At 44.6% G+C, this 18,402-nt stretch carries 15 protein-coding genes; 7 read left to right on the forward strand and 8 right to left on the reverse strand.

The features are described 5' to 3' along the window. Positions 1–283: 283 nt before the first annotated feature. Both K7I13_RS13925 and K7I13_RS13930 read right to left on the reverse strand, forming a co-directional pair. Positions 284–760: an SAM-dependent methyltransferase gene (locus K7I13_RS13925; protein WP_255946624.1), complete on the reverse strand. Its 477-nt coding sequence runs from the start codon at positions 758–760 to the stop codon at positions 284–286. Positions 761–815: 55 nt separating this feature from the next. Next, positions 816–1,658, reverse strand: coding sequence for a MerR family transcriptional regulator (locus tag K7I13_RS13930; RefSeq protein ID WP_255946627.1), 843 nt, complete (start codon positions 1,656–1,658; stop codon positions 816–818). A 338-nt stretch (positions 1,659–1,996) separates the two neighbouring features. On the opposite strand from K7I13_RS13930, the gene K7I13_RS13935 reads away from it, so the two are divergent. Further along, the gene (locus K7I13_RS13935) at positions 1,997–4,606 is read left to right on the forward strand and encodes a cation-translocating P-type ATPase (RefSeq protein ID WP_255946629.1); all 2,610 of its coding nucleotides are present in this window, start codon (positions 1,997–1,999) and stop codon (positions 4,604–4,606) included. Between the two features lie 288 nt (positions 4,607–4,894). Beyond that, the gene (locus tag K7I13_RS13940) at positions 4,895–5,758 is read left to right on the forward strand and encodes a helix-turn-helix domain-containing protein (protein ID WP_255946631.1); all 864 of its coding nucleotides are present in this window, start codon (positions 4,895–4,897) and stop codon (positions 5,756–5,758) included. An 84-nt stretch (positions 5,759–5,842) separates the two neighbouring features. On the opposite strand, the gene K7I13_RS13945 is transcribed toward K7I13_RS13940, so the two are convergent. After that, the gene (locus K7I13_RS13945; protein ID WP_255946633.1) at positions 5,843–6,844 is read right to left on the reverse strand and encodes an alpha/beta hydrolase; all 1,002 of its coding nucleotides are present in this window, start codon (positions 6,842–6,844) and stop codon (positions 5,843–5,845) included. Between the two features lie 436 nt (positions 6,845–7,280). On the opposite strand from K7I13_RS13945, the gene K7I13_RS13950 reads away from it, so the two are divergent. The 3 genes from K7I13_RS13950 to K7I13_RS13960 all read left to right on the forward strand — a co-directional run bounded on the left by K7I13_RS13950 (position 7,281) and on the right by K7I13_RS13960 (position 8,879). Then, entirely contained in the window at positions 7,281–7,592 is a 312-nt protein-coding gene (locus K7I13_RS13950; protein ID WP_255946635.1) for a GNAT family N-acetyltransferase, read from the forward strand. 155 nt (positions 7,593–7,747) lie between these two features. Beyond that, entirely contained in the window at positions 7,748–8,218 is a 471-nt protein-coding gene (locus tag K7I13_RS13955) for a pyridoxamine 5'-phosphate oxidase family protein (RefSeq protein WP_255946637.1), read from the forward strand. A 115-nt stretch (positions 8,219–8,333) separates the two neighbouring features. Beyond that, complete coding sequence (locus K7I13_RS13960; protein ID WP_255946639.1) at positions 8,334–8,879, forward strand: nucleoside/nucleotide kinase family protein; 546 nt, start codon at positions 8,334–8,336, stop codon at positions 8,877–8,879. A 12-nt stretch (positions 8,880–8,891) separates the two neighbouring features. Here the strand turns inward: K7I13_RS13960 and K7I13_RS13965 are convergent, their stop codons facing one another. Next, positions 8,892–9,035: a hypothetical protein gene (locus tag K7I13_RS13965; protein WP_255946640.1), complete on the reverse strand. Its 144-nt coding sequence runs from the start codon at positions 9,033–9,035 to the stop codon at positions 8,892–8,894. Between the two features lie 653 nt (positions 9,036–9,688). Between K7I13_RS13965 and K7I13_RS13970 the strand changes: the two genes are divergently transcribed. Together K7I13_RS13970 and asnA are read left to right on the forward strand one after the other, a co-directional pair. Next, complete coding sequence (locus tag K7I13_RS13970) at positions 9,689–13,867, forward strand: DUF2339 domain-containing protein (RefSeq protein WP_255946641.1); 4,179 nt, start codon at positions 9,689–9,691, stop codon at positions 13,865–13,867. A gap of 132 nt (positions 13,868–13,999) precedes the next feature. After that, positions 14,000–15,037 carry an aspartate--ammonia ligase gene (gene asnA, locus K7I13_RS13975; RefSeq protein ID WP_255946642.1) on the forward strand — a complete coding sequence of 346 codons (1,038 nt, stop codon included), beginning with the start codon at positions 14,000–14,002 and terminating at the stop codon, positions 15,035–15,037. A 224-nt stretch (positions 15,038–15,261) separates the two neighbouring features. Here the strand turns inward: asnA and K7I13_RS13980 are convergent, their stop codons facing one another. Genes K7I13_RS13980 through K7I13_RS13995 form a run of 4 tightly spaced genes read right to left on the reverse strand, consistent with a single transcriptional unit; the run spans position 15,262 to position 18,276 of the window. Next, complete coding sequence (locus tag K7I13_RS13980; RefSeq protein ID WP_255946643.1) at positions 15,262–16,008, reverse strand: hypothetical protein; 747 nt, start codon at positions 16,006–16,008, stop codon at positions 15,262–15,264. 56 nt (positions 16,009–16,064) lie between these two features. After that, positions 16,065–16,925 carry a serine/threonine protein kinase gene (locus tag K7I13_RS13985; protein ID WP_255946644.1) on the reverse strand — a complete coding sequence of 287 codons (861 nt, stop codon included), beginning with the start codon at positions 16,923–16,925 and terminating at the stop codon, positions 16,065–16,067. Continuing rightward, positions 16,925–17,920: a metallophosphoesterase family protein gene (locus K7I13_RS13990; RefSeq protein ID WP_255946645.1), complete on the reverse strand. Its 996-nt coding sequence runs from the start codon at positions 17,918–17,920 to the stop codon at positions 16,925–16,927. The genes K7I13_RS13985 and K7I13_RS13990 overlap by 1 nt, the downstream gene beginning before the upstream one ends. Positions 17,921–17,931: 11 nt before the next feature. Next, on the reverse strand, positions 17,932–18,276 hold the full coding sequence (locus tag K7I13_RS13995; RefSeq protein WP_255946646.1) for an FHA domain-containing protein: 345 nt from the start codon (positions 18,274–18,276) through the stop codon (positions 17,932–17,934). Positions 18,277–18,402: the final 126 nt, after the last annotated feature.

An 18,402-nucleotide genomic window follows, 5' to 3' on the forward strand; every position in this document is an offset into this window, starting at 1 on the left:
TATTGTCCATTATAATGGACAGTAAATGCAAATTATCTGTTCGTTTCAGGGATTCCCGGTTGGTATACGGGTTCACAGGACAAAAATATACCGACCGGTCGGTACAGAGTCTGCATTGTCTGATTCATCCTTTCTGTGAAAATCTATTTTATCCCGCCTGTTCGGGACCGGCCTCAAAGCGGACCGTTCCGAACACCTAAAACTGCCGGAACCAACCCTTCCGGAATTTCCGCCGTTCAGGGCCGGAAACAGGCCGGCCCTGGACACTTTACCTGAGCAGATACTAGAACTCGAATTCGTCCGACCAGTCAAATTCACCCGATGTTTCTATGTTTCCGGGCCAGTGGGCGCACCAATCCGGGACCCCCGGAGATTCAACCCTGTCCATACTGGGCGTATAGGGTTTAATATCAATAACAGGAGAGCCGTCATGCGCATCTATCCACGCAATTTCTATGGTCCCCGTACTGTGATCCAGGCCGCAAACCTGGACTGTCGACAGGGCTATCGGGTTTGGCCTGACCGGTGAACGTGTTGCCAGAATACCCATTTGCTCCGGCGCCTTCCGGTACGGGCGGGGAACTGTCAGTACTGATCTGGCTTCTTCCGTATCAAAATCACTGAACCACCAGATGACATTCAAATGACTGAATCCGTCAATCGCCTCAAGAGCAGGCCGGTATGCTTTTTCAAGTTCAATACTCATACCTGTTTCGGTTACCCTTATCCAGCCTATAGGCTTTACACAATACTGCTTCATTTCCTACCTCCGTATATAGATTTATCAAGAAGCGTATTCAGTGTAGAGTCTGACATCATGTGAGGGTCAAGAAATTACAGTATTTTTTTACCGGAATTTGAATTTCAGTAATATATTTTTCGGGACTGGTTTCGTTCCATGGACCTCGGTGGCAAATCTGCCTGTTTTTTCCTTCCATACTGAAATTTGTATGCGCTGAAAGCCAATGCGCGAAGGACAGGTAAACTCCTGCGATATTTTCAAAAGGCCCGTATACCAATGTACTTGCCATTGATTCTACGGCTTCAGTTGTTCTCCAGACTATGCCCGGCCTGTCCGCTTCCCTTCGGTCTACCCTGACGCAGATTTCCACATCAACATTCTGTTCCTTGTATTCTTCATCATGGTAAATAGCGAAATTTTCAGTATTCTGGGGCAGCCTTATCTTTTCTTTTTTAACGGATTCTCCCAGTTCTTTCCAAAGCAACTCCTCTGAGAAATAATCAGGGATAATTTTCCGCAACGAAAGAACCTGATATGCAGGTATTTTCTTTATAATAAAATCGTGCCGGACCGAGACGGTATCATCGGTAATGGTTTCCATGACCGTTTCTATTCTTTTCAGTTTCCATGTTTCCGCTTCAATTGTTTTCCTGATTTCTTCCTTTTTATTTTCCATCTTTGCCGAAATAAAAGTTCCGTTCCAGTTATGCAGCGCCTCCGTTATTTCGGAAACAGTGAAGCCTGTGTCCTTCAAAAAGAGTATTTTCTGCAGAGTCACAATTTGGTCCGTAGAATAATAGCGGTATCCGGTATAATAATCAGTACGCGCTGGTTTTAATAACCCCTCTTCATCATAATAACGCAGCATCCTGATTGAAACCTGCATGAGTTTTGAAAATTCTCCTATCCTGAACATACCTGAAGCCCCATTGGTTTGTGTGTCCGGGAAAGGATACCAATGATAGAAAAATGATACAACTGGCAAATTTTTTCTGTTTCACTTTATCTTCGGCCCGTCAAAAAAATAACCGAATATTCGATTTTATTTCTTTTGGCAGGTTACGCTGACGGAAACTATGTATATATTAAAACTATGGAAGGAACATGATAAAAACGGAGGGATGCTTTTATCATGTACTGTTTGCGAAACAGTCTTTTTTAACAGCAGGCTGCGCAGTTTATGAAATTTCACAGCTGTAAACTGTAAGTGTCATCAGTTCTGCCGGCATCCAGGCAATCTATAGAGGAGTAAAAATGAAATATTATTCGCAGAGTACGAAAGATGTTATGAATGAAATGAAAACATCTTGGGATGGATTGAGCGCTGATGAAGCTTTCCAGCGTCTGCAAAGGGCCGGCGCGAATAAACTTGCGGCTGCAAAACATAAAAGCCTTTTTGTCCGTTTTCTGGAACAGATCAGGGACCCCATGATTATAGTACTCATTGGCGCCGCTATCCTGTCAGGCGCCTTCGGCGAAATCGCGGATATGGTTATTATTCTGATTGTAGTTGTTCTGAATGCAGTTCTCGGTATTTTTCAGGAAAGCAAGGCGGAAAAGGCTATCGAAGCCTTGCAGAAAATGTCCGCTCCGCATACCCGGGTGAAAAGAGACGGCGCGGTTATTGAAATAAAATCGGAAGAGGTTGTCCCTGGTGATATTGTTCTGCTTGAGGCCGGAGACTCCGTACCTGCCGACATGCGTATTATAGAAGCGGCAAGTCTCAAAATAGAAGAGGCCGCGCTGACCGGCGAATCGGTTCCCGCCGAAAAAACTGCGGAAGCCCTCCCTCAATCGGAAACGGATATTCCTCTGGGCGACCGGCTAAATATGGCTTATATGGGAACAAACGTTGTATACGGCCGCTGTGAAGGACTTGTGATTGCCACAGGCATGTCAACTGAAATGGGAAAAATAGCGGAAATTCTTGCCGATACCAAGGTAGAAAAAACCCCCCTGCAGCAAAAACTTGCGACGCTCAGCAAGGTCCTCAGCATTGCGGTGCTGGCTATCTGTATCTTCATTTTTTTCTTCAGTGTATTCAAAAACGGCGGGTTCCACGGCGGTCATGTTTTTGAAATGCTTTTAACTGCGGTCAGCCTTGCGGTAGCCGCCATCCCCGAAGGACTGGTTGTTGTGGTTACTGTTCTTCTTTCTATTGGCGTTACCAAAATGTCGGAACGGAATGCAATTATCAGGCGGCTGACAGCCGTAGAAACACTCGGCAGTACGCAGGTTATCTGCTCCGATAAAACAGGGACCATTACCCAGAATAAAATGACTGTTGTGGACAACACCGGAGATGAAAAACTGCTTGCGACTGCTATGGCGCTCTGCGGGGATGTGCAGGTTGATGATTCCGGAAATCTGCTGGGGGAACCTACAGAAATGGCCTTGGTTGAATATGCCGTCCGTCTGCATTTGGATAAAAGGGATATGGAAAAAGACTGTCCCCGAATCGGAGAAGCTCCTTTTGATTCAATACGCAAAATGATGTCAACCATTCATTCCATGCCTGACGGAACAGTACGGCAATATACGAAAGGCGCTCCTGATGAAATCCTCGCAAGATGTTCAGGAATTTTCGTTAACGGAAAAGTGATTCCGCTTACCCCTGAACTCCGGGATCAGGTAGCCTCTGAAAACAGAAATATGGCGGGAAAGGCTCTCAGAGTCCTGGCCGCGGCATGGAAGGATTACGACAAGAAACCCCTGGAGCTTTCGCCTGAAAAACTGGAGAGGGATATGATTTTTATCGGCCTCGCCGGCATGATTGATCCGATCCGTCCGGAGGTGAAAGCGGCGGTAGAAAAATGTTACAACGCCGGAATGCGGGCTGTAATGATTACAGGTGACCACCGGGATACGGCGGTCGCAATAGCCAGGGAACTCGGTATTCTGACTGATGAAAGCCAGGCAATTACAGGGTCTGAACTGTCGCTGCTTTCGGATACGGAATTCGAAGAGCGCATAGAACATATTTCCGTTTATGCCCGCGTACAGCCGGAACACAAGGTCCGGATTGTAATGACCTGGAGGAAAAAGGGTAAGATTACTGCGATGACAGGCGACGGGGTTAATGATGCGCCTGCCCTTAAGTCGGCTGATATCGGCATCGGTATGGGAATCACCGGCACGGATGTTACCAAGAATGTGGCCGACATGGTCCTTGCTGATGATAATTTTGCTACTATTGTATATGCAGTTGAGGAAGGCAGGCGTATATATGAAAATATCCGCAAAGCCATTCAGTTTTTGCTCTCCGCCAATCTCAGTGAGGTAATATCAATCTTTGTTGCAACAGTCGCCGGATTCCGCCTGTTCGCGCCTATTCATATTCTTTGGATTAACCTTATTACCGATACCTTCCCCGCGATGGCTTTGGGGATGGAAAATGCTGAACCGGACAGCATGGGAAAACCTCCCCGTAATCCGAAGGAGACAATATTCGCGGACGGACTCGGCATCGCTGTTATCTACCAGGGTATAATTATTGCATTGCTGACACTCGGTTCCTTTTTTGTAGGGGTCAGGACATCTCATCTTACCGGAATGACAATGGCTTTTTTAACCCTTTCCATGTGTGAAATTTTCCATTCAATCAATATGCGGTCAAGGGAAAAATCCCTTTTTGTTCTGAAAGGCCATAATAAATATCTTCTTGGCGCAATGATTTTATCCTTTGTATTGACGCTGACTGTTATTTATGTTCCCGGCTTGAATGACCTGTTTGCCCTTACGCCCCTGTCTGTTTCTCACTTGCTTATTGCTAATGGGCTCGCATTTATGATTATTCCGATTGTTGAACTGGTCAAGCTGTGCATGCGACTTTTCAGCAGAAATAAAAAGAAGCAGAGCGAGTAAGCATATCGCCTTCGTATAGGGCTATTGCCATTCATGTTTATGATTATCTGCGAATACTAAGACCTGTAATTATAAACATGAATGAAAAAAGTAAAAAACAATCATAAAAGATTATGGGATATGACAGCCTGTAAAAGCTTTACGAATACGGGAAGAATAATTTTATGGAGTTTGTGTGCAGAGAATGAATCCGGTTGACTGCTGGTAAAGTACGTGATATGTAAAAGACATGGCAGAAATTTTCAACATATTATGTTTTAGTCTATTCGGAAATCGGGGAAACTCTGTATGGAAATGCTGAATGATATTATTGAAACTATTGAAAAGCATCTCCGGGGTCCGCTTGACCTTGCGCGACTTGAAAAAAAGAGCGGCTGGAATAAATATTATCTGCACCACGCGTTTAAATTGGCGACAGGCTTGCCTTTGATTGAATATGTCCGGGGCAGAAAGCTGACCGAAAGCTTAAAAGATCTGTCTGATACAAATCTCGGAGTAGTCGATATCGCCTGCGAATATGGATACGGTTTTGAACAGAGTTATATACGGGCCTTTAAATCCCAGTTCGGCATGACACCCTCTGCTTACAGGGCAAATCCGGTTCCTCTGCGCATTATTACACAATACGACTGTCTGAGGCACTTTGAATTCAAAAATGGAATTCTTTTTATGCCCCAGTTCGTAAGACTTCCTGCCATAACCCTCGCAGGTAAACGGTTTATTATTTACAGTGATGAAAACTATAATGAAGGTACCGCAAATATCGTTGGCAGACAAACTTATGAAGAACTGCTGGCTGACTTTCCTGATTTGCAGGATACGGATTATTATGGCTATGTGGAGGATTCCGAAGAAACCTATGTTTATAATACCTATATGCCTGCCGTTCATATTACAGCCGGCAAGACTGTGTCTGGAAAATGGGAAACCGTATATCTGCCTGCCGGACAATATGCGAAATTTGTGTATATAGGCTTCCACAGCGCCGCCGAGGTTGATATGAAGAAACTTGCGGAACTATACGGATTCATAGAAGGCGAATGGGCGGACAAAATTGACCGCAGCCTCAGCAAAATTCATTTTGAACAAATGGAAGTCCCGCCCGCGTATGAACCATATTGTGAAATGGGAATTCATTATCCCATTATATAACGGGCATTAAAAAGCTGAATATCTGTTTTCTGATATTCAGCTTTTCAGTGGTTCCGGTATACTGTGTGAAACACGGACAGATAACTAATTGATACTTAAGTTCCTGCTGAAAAAAGGAACGAAGTCTTCTTTCAAAAAGGTATGAGGAATCAGATGTCCGCCTTCAAAAGTTTTCAGTGTATTTTCAGTTCCGTAAGAATCCAGAAGTTTGTGAAGATATTCGCTGCCCTCCCTGATCCAGGGATAATAGTCCCTGGTCCCATACATTATCATAATTGCTTTCAGTGAGATTCCTCCGGATTTATAATCATCTATTTTTTTATCCCAGTCACCGAAACCTTTGTTCCAGCGGGCAAGAATTTCATTATCTATTTCCGATCCATCGAGTACTGGGATTTCAGCTTTGGGTTTTTCACCAGTCATGTCAGGAGAAAATACAATGCCATATGCTGTCAGAAAGCCTGAGTCCCATGTCCGCATAATAGCCGGTGTCAATTCTGAATTCGGAAAAACTCCGGGGCCGAGGGCCTGGACACATGAAAAAACATCGGGATGTTTCAGGGCAAGATTCAGAGTCCCGAAACCGCCCATAGAAAAACCTGCGATTCCTCTTGCTTCTTTTTTTGCTATAGTCCGGTATTTCGAATCAATCAGCGCAACAAGTTCCTTTGCGATATAATCTTCATAGTTGCCTGTTGCCGGCGAATTAACGTAAAATGATCCCCTGTACAAATTGCTTCCTTCCGGTTCAACAATAATCATTTCTTTTGCATCCTGCCCTGAAAAAGCCTCGTCCGCAAATTCAAGCGAACGCACGAGCTCTCCCGGAACTTCATTATATCCATGAAGAAAATACACAACAGGATAGGATTTATCGGATGTGTAATATGAAGGCGGGAGATATACTTTAACATTTTTTATGGAACGGTCACCGATCCTGTTTGATTTAAGAGATGTAAAATCATATGCCCATCTTTCCAGCCGCGATTCAGGATTTTCCTGCCTGACTTGTTTATCCGGCGCTGACGTGCATCCCAGAAATAGCGCAAGACTTACAGCCATAATCACATATAATTTCTGTTTCATTTGAAGCCTCCTCAATACCATATATATTCTGCACATAAACCAAACTGAAATTGAACATTTCTTGCTTTTTTTTTGTTGTCCCCGGATATTATGCAGACGCTTGTTTTATTCAGAAACAGGGAATAAAATAAAAAAGGGGAAATCTCATGTCTATAATAATCAGACCAGCTCTTCTGTCCGATATTCCGTATTTATATGGTATTTGCCTTAAAACAGGTAATAATGGAAAGGATGCTTCTCATCTTTTTTCGGACCCTTATATTTTAGGGCAATATTATGCGGCGCCCTATCTTTTTTTGACCGGAAGCTGTGTTTTATTGCGGAAGATTCACTGATCCCAAAGGGTTATATTGTTGCTGCGGCGGATACCGCGGGCTTCAGACAGTGGTTTGAAACCGAATGGCTGCCTCCGCTCAGAAAGAGGTATCCTGCCGGTATGAAAACAAAATCGGATGCCGAACATGCGCATGTTCAAAATATTCACCGGACAAAAAAAGCGCCCGAAGACCTCTGGTTTCCGGACTATCCTGCGCATCTGCATATCGATTTGCTTCCCGATATTCAGGGCAGGGGGTACGGTACTGTTCTTATTAATACAGTATTCAATACTTTACGCGAAAAAAAATGTCCCGGCGTACATCTCAATGTTGACTTTGCGAATGCTGCCGCACTTGAATTTTACAGAAAAAAAGATTTCATAATCCTGAAAGAAAATTCCTGGGGCTTAACACTAGGGAAAATGATGTAATTCTGTAAGTCGATGAAAATGCCTTGGCGGTTATCTGCGTTTATGCTGATTTCACCGGAACAAAAAATGGAAAGGCAATTGTATATTGACCGGCAATATTATATAACAGTCCTGATAACAGGTATATGAATAATTCTGAATAAGGAGGCGCAAAAGTGCGGAGACATGATCGTGAGGTTACAGATAAAAATGAAATAAAAAAAATTCTTTTAGAAGGTGATGTTTGTCATCTTGCATTTTTTGACGGCACAGAACCTTATATAGTAACCATGAATTACGGTTTTTTCTGGGATGAAAAACTGTCCCTGTACTTTCACAGTGCGAAGGAAGGAAGAAAAATAGACATTATTCCGGAACACCCCATGGTATGCTTTTCGATTGATACCGGTCATGAACTTGTTTCAGCGAAGCATGCCTGCGGCTGGAGTATGAAATATAAAAGCCTTGTAGGAACAGGACTGCTGGAACTCGTGGCTGATCCTGATGAGAAAATCAGGGGAATGAATTTGCTGATGGAACATTATGCGGGAGAGGCCGGGCCGTATAATTATGAAAACAGAATACTGGAACAAACCACGGTGCTTCGCTTACAGGTGAATTCTTTTTCAGGCAAGGAAAAAAAATAGTTTCCATAAAGCCTGAAAAAATCCGTATGAAAATTTGCTTATGCTAATCTGATAGATGTATATTATTCATAGAAAATATCCGACTTCTTAAGTACTGAAACGGGAGGATTCCTATATGAAGAAAACCCGGACTATTTCCCTGTCATCAATTCCCGGCGGGGGAAAAACGGAAATAACCGGACTTTTGAATAACTCTCTGGAAAATTCAAAGGCTCTGTTCGCCGCCGATTATACATTTAATGGGCCGGAGAATCTTACCGAATGGATGTTGCGCGGCAGTAATTATGATGAATGGGATACCGGACCTTTAGCGGAGGATATCAGGAAAATTATTGCGGATGAAAATAACGACTGTGAATATCTTCTTATTGAATATCCTTTCGGCGGGGAAAACAGCGAACTCAAGAAACTTATTGATCTGAATGTTTTTATTGATACTCCGTTCGATATTGCCATGGCGCGGCGCATTCTTCACGAATATGATAAAGAAGAAAGTGTAGGAGAGATTCTCATTGAACTGCAGGAATATCTCTCGGGCGGGAGAAGCGTCTATCTTCATATGCAAAACACGCTGATATCAGCAGCGAAAATTATAATTGACGGTTCACAGGAAAACGATTTAATTGTACAGGAAATAATTGAAGCTATAAAAGCCGGATAGAAAATTTCCGGGCTACATTGTTCCGCCGATTCCTGCAGAAATGGTATTCATGTACCAGTCCTTTTCAAGCCATTTCCCTGCATATTTCAATTCAATTATAACTCGTCCTAACCTGAAAGATATTCCGGCGTCAAAACCGGGCCGGAAAACAGCCATATCTTTTCGCCACGGCGACGTACCGGCTCCGAATCCAATCAGAAAATCCGCAAACAGCCGTATACTGTTTGTTACCGGATACAGTCCTCCTATGCTTGCTGTTACTCCGGCAAAAAAACCGAAACCTTCACCATCATTTGAGCTTTTGGGTTTGACAAAGTCAAATGTCCCGCAATGCCCAGGGAGGAATAGGGGAATGGCGTTATATTTACCATTGCAATATTAATTTCCGCGCCGATATTTCCGCGTGAATCAATATTGAACCCTAATGGCATCAATATAAACCACACATTCCGTGCTTTTTCGGGCGGTGACACATAAGAAAGAAGGGACGAAAAAAGTGATAACCGGTTTAGTGAAATGGTTCCACCTCCGGACTCCTGCTGTATCAAATCAAGGGAATATGCGTATACACCTGATATCAAAAAAATAAAAAAATAACTTTCTCACTATTATATCCCATAACTTTTAATTTTTTAATTTATAGTACAGTTTTATCTTAAAATCAATATTGCCCGTCAGAACTTCCTGAAAAGAAAACTTGACGATTCCGGATAGTGAGGGTACAGTAAAAATGAGATACTTTATACTGAAGGGCGGGCCGCCGTGGTCAATGAGGCGGTGACATCACAGTCTCAATTTTAGGACAATACATGGAAATTATACTGTTTATAGCAATAGGAATATTCCTCTTTATTTTTATTGGCGTTATATGCCTCATAATCAGAGCCGAAGGAAATTACAGCAGGAGTATTTCAAACCGCAGGGAAATAGAACGGCTCCAAAAACTGTTTAAAGAACAGGCTGCTAAAATACAGTATTTAACGGATATTATAGCAGGCCCCGCCGCAGAGAATAATGAACCTGTGCCTGAGTTACCGCGACAGGATGTAAAGGAGGCCCGGGCGGAGCAAAACAGCCCGCTTCCTGCTGCGGAAAAAGTCGAAGCTGCGAAAACGGGGGATCCCATATCTGCAGCCGCCCCGGTGCAGCCTGAAACGCAGGTTCCTGTAACAAAGGCTCTCCCTGCTGTGGCTGCGGTTAAGGCAGAAAAAAAACAAAACGAGTCTTCTTTACTGAAATCATTGCGTTCTTTTATCAGGGGCGGAAATTTGTGGGTGGCGGGCGGAGTCATTCTGCTTTTTATAGCTTTTGTCCTCTTTTTGACTTACATGGCGAGCCGCGGACTTTTTTCAGTTGAAATGCGCATAGCCCTGGCAGTTATTGCAGGTTTGCTGATGCTTGTTTTCGGCTGGCGTTTCCGCTTGCGAAAACCGGTGTACGCCCTTGTTATGCAGGGCGGGGGAATCGGCATTTTATATCTGTCTTTTTTCGCGGCATTTAAATTGACATCCCTTTTATCGTCCCCTGCGGCGCTTGTTTTAATAAGCCTCCTTATTCCTCCTACCATTATACTTGCGCTTTTGCAGAACGCGCAGCCTCTTGCGGTCTTCGGTTTGCTTGGCGGTTTCCTTGCCCCTGTCCTCATCTCAGACGGCAGCGGCAGTCATATAGCATTATTTTCATATTATCTGATACTCGACATTGCCGTCCTTGTAATAAGCCGCTTCCGCCACTGGAAAGGACTGAATCTTCTTGCCTTTATCTGTACATTCGGGATGTCGCTGTTCTGGGTTATACGTTATTATACCGCTCCGCTGTTTTTCAGTGTTGAACCTTTTATGTTTGCCTATATGTTATTGTTTACCTTTCTTGGAATCCGGTCGGCAAAACATAATGAACTGGATGTAAAAAAATATATTGATTTACCTTTGACACTTGGAACTCCTCTTGTCGGGGCGATACTGCACTGGCAGATTTTTTCCCGCTTTGATCATGGATTGACCATTATTTCCATTATATTTTCAGCGCTGTATCTCCTGTTTACCTTTATAATCTGGAAAATCAAGGGTCCCGGTATACGCCGTCTTGCTGAAGTATATCTGGGAATCTCCGTATTCCTCGGGAACCTGGCGATTCCCCTTGAGCTGTCTCCGGAAATAACCGGCGCAATATGGGCCGCTGAAGGAGCTCTGGTTTTTTATTACGGGGTCCGCTTCAGCAGCCGGAAGGTCACTGTAACCGGAATTATTCTTCATATTATCGCGGCTCTGTTTTTTATTTCCGGCCATACATATACGCCGGGAAATGCGGCTTATTTCAGAAATCCGCTGTTTATCGGGGGCCTGATTATTTCAGTATCAGCCCTGTTTATGGCTGTTATATCGGGTAAGACAACTGCGTCAACTACACTGCCCGAAGCGCTCAAAGATAAGCCGGACAATACGGAAAAACCTAACAGCATATCAGGGAAAGTTTTCTGGGAGAGAGTACTCCTTTGCTGGGGACTTTTATGGTGGTTTATTATCTGGTACGCGGAACTTCATTCTGTTTTCGGTTCATCCTCAAAAACAGAAGCCGCTGAAGTTTTCTTTATAGTTGCTTCCGTGTCGGCGCTTGCGGCTTTCGGGCTGGGAAAACTGTTCCGGTTTCCTCCTCTCGGATTCGCGGCTATTGGCCCGCTTGCTTTCGCGGTATTCAGAGTATCCGGAATTTTACTCTGGCGTATAGGCCATTATCTTTTCCGCGAACCGCTGGAAATACTGACTTTCAATTTTTTTACGCATATATATGTGTGGGGCTGGCTTTTGTTTTTTGCAGGCCAGATTTTTATGCTGGTTTTTACTGTAAAAGAATTACCAGTCCGCATTCATTCAGTCTGGATGCTGCTCATCATTCTGTTATCAGTGATTGTATTTACCTGCACAGGCCGTTCATATACACAGATGTGGAAGCTCTCCGAATCATGGACAAGTCTGATGGGCATTCTTCCTTCCTGGCTTTGTGTTGCAGCCATTTCCGTGACCGCAAAATATCTGGCAGCAGCTTCCGAATACCGCAGGCGATTGCTCTTTGTCGTATTGCCCGGCATATTATGCGCCGCGACCTCATGCTGGTTTATCGGTACGCTTTTTTCTGCGGGCAATCCGAGTCCTCTTCCTTTATATATACCGGTTCTGAATCCGCTTGAACTTATGCAGGCTTTTTGCATTGTAATTATAGCATTGTGGCAGCTTTCAGTCCGGAAGAGCGGGGTTTCCGTTTCATTCGGAAAATGGACACTGTTTGCAATTGTTGACGGCATGGTTTTTCTGTGGCTGACGGCAATGGCCGCGCGTTCCTGCCACTACCTGTTCCATGTACCATTTTACAGAATTCCTGCTTCAGGGACTTTTCATCTGATACTTTTAATAGTCTGGGGCGTGTACGGTATCATTCATATTCTTGCAGGTCATAAAAAGAAAATCCGGGGGATATGGCTGGCTGGCGCGGTGCTGACCGTTGCGGATATTATAAAACTTCTTGTGGTCGATCTTGCCCACACCGGAACAGTAACCAGAATTATTTCCTTCTTTGCCGCAGGCTTATTACTGCTTTTTATCGGCTGGGCAGCCCCTCTGCCGCCTTCGGCAAAAAAACAGCAGTTGGAGAAAGAACAAAATGAAAAAAACTTTAAACGTCTTTTATATATCCTTTTTATTATATTCGCTTTTCCACTTTTTTCTGCGGAGACGGCGCAGTCTCCTGAGAATTTTGCGGGACAAATGCTGATAGACGGAACTGCGGGAGAATTTATGTTCCTTGAGCTTCCCGAAAATATATATCGGCATGTTGAAAGAAGCGATCTTGGAGATATCAGGGTTTTTGATTCCGGCGGCGTTATGGTACCTTTCGAGCTTTTGAAATCCGAAGAAAAAACAATTCTCCATCCGCCGGCGCCCGTCCCCTTTTTCTCCTGGCTCCCTGAGCAGAAAAATAATTTGCCGGGAAAAACCGATATACAGGTTGATGCGGAAGGTACCGTAGTACGGGTGACAGGAAGCGGTATCCAGTCGTCATTTTCAGCGGGGCAGGATAACTCCTATCTTATTGATCTTACCGGGCTTCCCGCGCCGGTTACTTCATTGATTCTTGAAACCGGCACAGGAGAAGAACAGTTTAACAGTTTTATCGAAATACAGTACAGCAATGATCTTGATTCATGGCGGAAAACCGATAAACGCCAGACAATAGCCCGTTATAAAAATTCCCCTTCATCAAGCCGCAATACTGTTGAAATTCCTGAAAACTCAAAGTATCTTATTTTAAAATTCGGAGCAAACACCCCGCCTCTGAAAGAAGTCAGAGCCGTATTTGCCCCTGTTAAAGATGCCGGAAATCTCAGAAAAACCATGGTCCACGGAATAAAAAGCGGAGACAGCCTGTCAATACAATATGATTCAGACGGATACTTTCCGGTGACGCATATAGACTTTCTTCTTCCGGCCCCTGATTCAATGGGTATCATAATAAAAAACAGATTTTCTGAAAAAGATCCCTGGGCATACCGGCGGGAAGGCACTATCTACTATTTAAAGGCGGACGCTTCCGGTGTTGAACAAAAAAACAAACCCTTTGAAATTTCATCAAATGCCCCATTCTGGCAGATCAGCTCGATGGCTGATATTCCCTTTGCCGTTGTTCCGGATATGCTGCTTGAGTGGGAGCCTTACCGTCTGGTTTTCTTTGCCCGGGGAGAGGGGCCCTGGATTCTGGCATACGGAAACAGCGATTATGAACCTGTGCAAAATTCCTACCTTGGTCCGCTTGCAGACCGTGACCCGCTTCCCTCCGTGATTATAGGTGAAGAAATTTACCGTCCTGAAAAACTCTCCGGACACAGCGGACCGGATTATCAGCAGATCATTTTATGGTCTGTACTCATTCTGGCTGTGCTTGTTCTGAGCCTTCTTGCCTATGGAATGGCAAAAACCCTCAGAAAAAAACAGTGAACTGTTTTTCAAAACCGGAAGGTTAAAAATCCCGGCGGAATTTTAAATCATTTTTTTCTTACCTGCTGGACTTATACAGGCAAAAAACAGTAAACTGTCGGCGTAATTATCCGCAATGTAAAGAGGTAACTGATGTCCCAGCTTTTTATCCCGCCGAATTATAAACCGATATTGACCGTCAAAGAAACGGAGCAGGCTATTATCCGTATAAAGGAGTTTTTTCAGCTTGCACTGTCTACTGAATTAAATCTTACCCGCGTTACCGCTCCGCTTTTTGTGCCGAGGGGCAAGGGTATTAATGACGACCTGAACGGTATTGAGAGGCCGGTCCATTTTCCCGTAAAAGACATGAATGAGCAGGAACTTGAAATAGTTCATTCCCTCGCAAAATGGAAGCGTCTCAAGGTCGCGGAACTCCAGCTTGCCTCAGGTTTCGGAATCTATACTGATATGAATGCAATCAGGGCTGATGAGGAACTGGATAATATCCATTCCCTGTATGTGGATCAGTGGGACTGGGAACTGGCCATGGAAGAAACCAGCCGCAATCTTGCTTTTCTGAAAACAGTAGTAGAACGTATTTACGGAACACTCAAACGGACTGAATTTTTCATTTATGATAATTATCCGCAGATCGCCCCTGTTCTCCCGGAAAATATAACCTTTATCCATGCCGAAGACCTCTACCGCGAATATCCGGATTTAAGCCCGAAAGCCAGGGAAACCGCCGCCGCTGAAAAATACGGAGCAATTTTCATTATTGGCATCGGATATCCCCTGCCCGACGGAACCCTGCATGACGGAAGGGCTCCGGATTATGACGACTGGATAACCGATACAGGAAACGGCTATCATGGCCTTAATGGCGATCTTGTTGTATGGAACAATATTCTCGGACAGGCTTTTGAACTTTCTTCAATGGGTATCCGCGTAAGTCCTCAGACCCTTAAGGAACAGCTTGAATACAGAGGCTGTCCGGAACGCGCTTCCCTGTACTTTCATAAAAAACTGCTTGACGGAAAATTGAAGCAGACTGTCGGCGGCGGTATAGGCCAGTCCCGGCTTTGTATGTTTTTTCTCAGAAAGGCCCATATAGGCGAAACCCAGGTATCTGTATGGCCTGACAGCATGAAAGAGGAATGTGAAAAAACGGGCATCCCGCTTCTGTAAATAAACATCTGAATTCCAAATGTAAACAGGGAAGAAAAAAAACGGTGTTATCCTTCGGGAGGCCTGATGTGCTGTAATAGATATTTTTCCGATATTTGTATCCGTCATATATCAGATATAAGCTTACACATACTATTGTGTAAGCTTATACACATAAAACCGCAATATCATACACATGCTTCAGTTTTTGCAGCTGTTGTCTGTTAGTTTTTTTGAAGACGGACTTACTCCTGTTCCGGTGTAAGGGACGCCTCAATGGCAAGTTCATCCTGGAACCAGCCTATTTTCAGTGAAAACACACTGGGAACATACCCGTCGGCTTCAAGCCTGAACTTCCATACCGCGTCAGTCAGCAGGCGTTCAGCCGGTATGGTTTCCGGCTGTACCCATCTGCCATTATATAAAATACTGTACCGGGATTTTGCCGTGATATCTTTTCCGGTCAGGGCGTCCGCCGTATGTATCCGTACACCCAGAGTACGTTTTGTTATCCCGCCGAAATCGGGCTGGATTGTCATTCCTTCCTTTCCCAGAACAAAGGAATGCCACCATATCCGCGGCCCTGAAACAATTTTTATCCGGTATTTTCCCGGGCGCAGCCAGAGCGGCTTGCTGGAGAACACGAGACGTTCCGGCGGTGAAGTGTCCTGCCTTTTTCTGTCTTTCGGGTTATTCCGTAATATGAGTAATCTCGCCGCCTTGTCGATTTCAGGAATCGTATTTTCATCGTCAATAAAATAAAAAACACGGAACTGCATATCTTCCGGGTCCTGGATCGCCGGAGGGAGCTGCATGGAAACAGTCACCGGAGAGAACCAGGGCCACAAAAATATCCGGTGTATGATACCCGCGTCCCATAAAAACCAGCCGGATACCGCGATAAAAACCGCAAGGAAAAAAATGAGTATGGCCCGCTGTAAGGGATTTTTTTTCTGGGAAAACACCGGCTCTTCAACATTGGATGTAAGCATATTCCTTACCATGGTCACGCGTATATCATGGACCGGGTAATGTCTGAGAAAGGCTTTTATTTTTTTATTACAGGGGACATATCCTGATAGCGCTTTTTTCTGTCCGGCCTCATCATTTTATGAATCAGGCGGCATACAAGAGAGGGCAGTTTGGGATTGCTTTTTTTTGGTGAAGGATATCTGCCCCTGCGGATCCGCGCCAGCGTTTCAGGATTAAAACCTCCGGGGTACGGTTTTTTTCCGGTCACCATCTCATACAGCATAACACCTGCCGCATAGATATCAGCCCGCTTATCGACTGTACTGCTGTCATCGAACTGTTCCGGCGGCATATAGGACGGGGTCCCGAGCGTTGAACCAGCGAGAGTTAAATCTTCATTTCCCGCTGCCGCGGCTGCGCGCGCGGCAAGTCCGCTTCCTTCGGGAACATCATCCCCGTTCCCGTATTCAGTCGCGGCAATTCCGAAATCGGCGAGTTTTATCTCGCCTCTTTTTGAAATGAGAATATTTCCCGGCTTTACATCGCGGTGTACAATACCATGGTCATGGGCGTATTTCAGCGCAAGACTTATATCGAGCAGGATCAGCAGGGCCATTTCGCCGGAAAACTTTTTTTTCCGCTTGAGGAGAATATCAAGAGACATGCCGTCGACAAATTCAAGTACAATATAATGGGATGTTCCTTCCCTGAAATAATCATAAAAATGTACAATATGGGGATTGTTCAAATCCAGCATGATTTTTGCTTCGCGCTTGAACCGTTCAATGATTGCAGGGTTTGCGCGTATGGACAGTTTTTTTATAATTACATACCGTTTCAGTTCCGGATGTATGGCCTTGTAAACGGCTCCCATCCCTCCCTTTGCAACAAGGGAAACAATTTTGTACTTTCCGATTTTTTCCGGTAAATTCGCCATTATCGGACACTCCTGATATCAGTTTTTAAATCAAAACTTCTGTCTGACGGAACAATTGCGATTCTGTAAGCGTTCGGATCATGTATCTGGACAAAACGGTCCTCCGCCCTCAGCGCGTAGCAGGCGTCAACGGTCCGGTGTCCCCCGAAATACAGCGAGTCCGCCACACCGGGCAGATAATATTCAAGCATTCGCTGCACGCTTCCGGGTTCAGCCTCATCATTTCCTGTCCATGTCAGGCCTTCGACAACTTCGGGGAAAAAACGGCAGTTTACCAGTTTTTTTTCATCATAAAAAAAACGCGGTTCGGCATGGGAGGCCATAAACCGTTCTCCAATCGCGCAGAGAGGAAGGGCCTTTTCAAACATGGAATAGGTATCAAGAAATTCCGGGCCGTACTGTTCCAGTATATAATCCCTGACCATCTCTCCTTCATCGGCAAATTTATAAAAGGGATGGTTTCCTCCGCCTTCTTCATTTTTTATGTTTTCATGATTTCCCTTGAGAAAATGGACCTGCTGCGGAAAAGAGCATTTCAGGACCATCACCATTTCCATGAGTCCCAGGCTTTCCCTCATTTCATCATGCATGCCGGGGCTGAGAATATTGCCGGCCAGGAATTCCCTGTAGGCCCTGTTCCAGCGTTTTATCCCCCTGCGTTCCGAATGAAACCCGTCTCCGAGAAAAACAATGCGAATACTGTTTCCGGAAAGAGAAGAAAGCACGCTTTCTTCTTCCGGACAGTAATCGAGGAGCGCGGTTATAAATTCCATCCGCGCGTGAAGATCGGGAACAATAATTGTGGGAATATCAGATATGATGGCTCCCAGAAGAAGGAGTCCGCCGGATTCACCGCCGCGGTCCTGCGGACGGAGCCTTTCATCTTCGGACCGGAGTATTTCCGCGGTTTTTCCGGCCAGGTCCATATACTGCGTTCCGTCGGGGATCGCGCTTCTGGAATAAATTGAAGAAATCTGCTGGCGGACCGTATCCATTGTAGACAAACTCAGGTAATGCTCAGATTGGTTTTTCCGATTGTTATCCTGTCATTCGGACCGAGCTTTACATATTTCCCCTTGGGAATTGCCTGTCCGTTCAAAAAAGTCCCGTTGGTGCTGTCAAGGTCGCTGATAAAATAATCATCCTTGATTTTCTGGATAACCGCGTGATACCGGCTCGCAAGCTTGCTGTCAATTACCACATCATTATCAGGCGCCCTGCCTATTTTTATCTTGCTTACAAGAGGAACTTTTTTTGATTCAAACATAAGGTAGGAAACCTGCTCGTTCTTTGAAATCGCGTCCAGCCGCTGCCCGATTTTGCTTGTCGAAATAATTGTTTCATCCTGCATAATATTAATATAAACCTTTTTGGTAAAAAGCGCAAATGTAATCGGGTTCGCGGCGAAAAACTCCCTTTTTTGCTGAAAAGCTGATATAAAGTCAGATAATCTGAACTATTTGACTATTTCCGATTC

The sequence above is a fragment of the Brucepastera parasyntrophica genome (genome assembly GCF_022376835.1).
In the GTDB taxonomy this organism is placed as follows: domain Bacteria; phylum Spirochaetota; class Spirochaetia; order Treponematales; family Treponemataceae; genus Brucepastera; species Brucepastera parasyntrophica.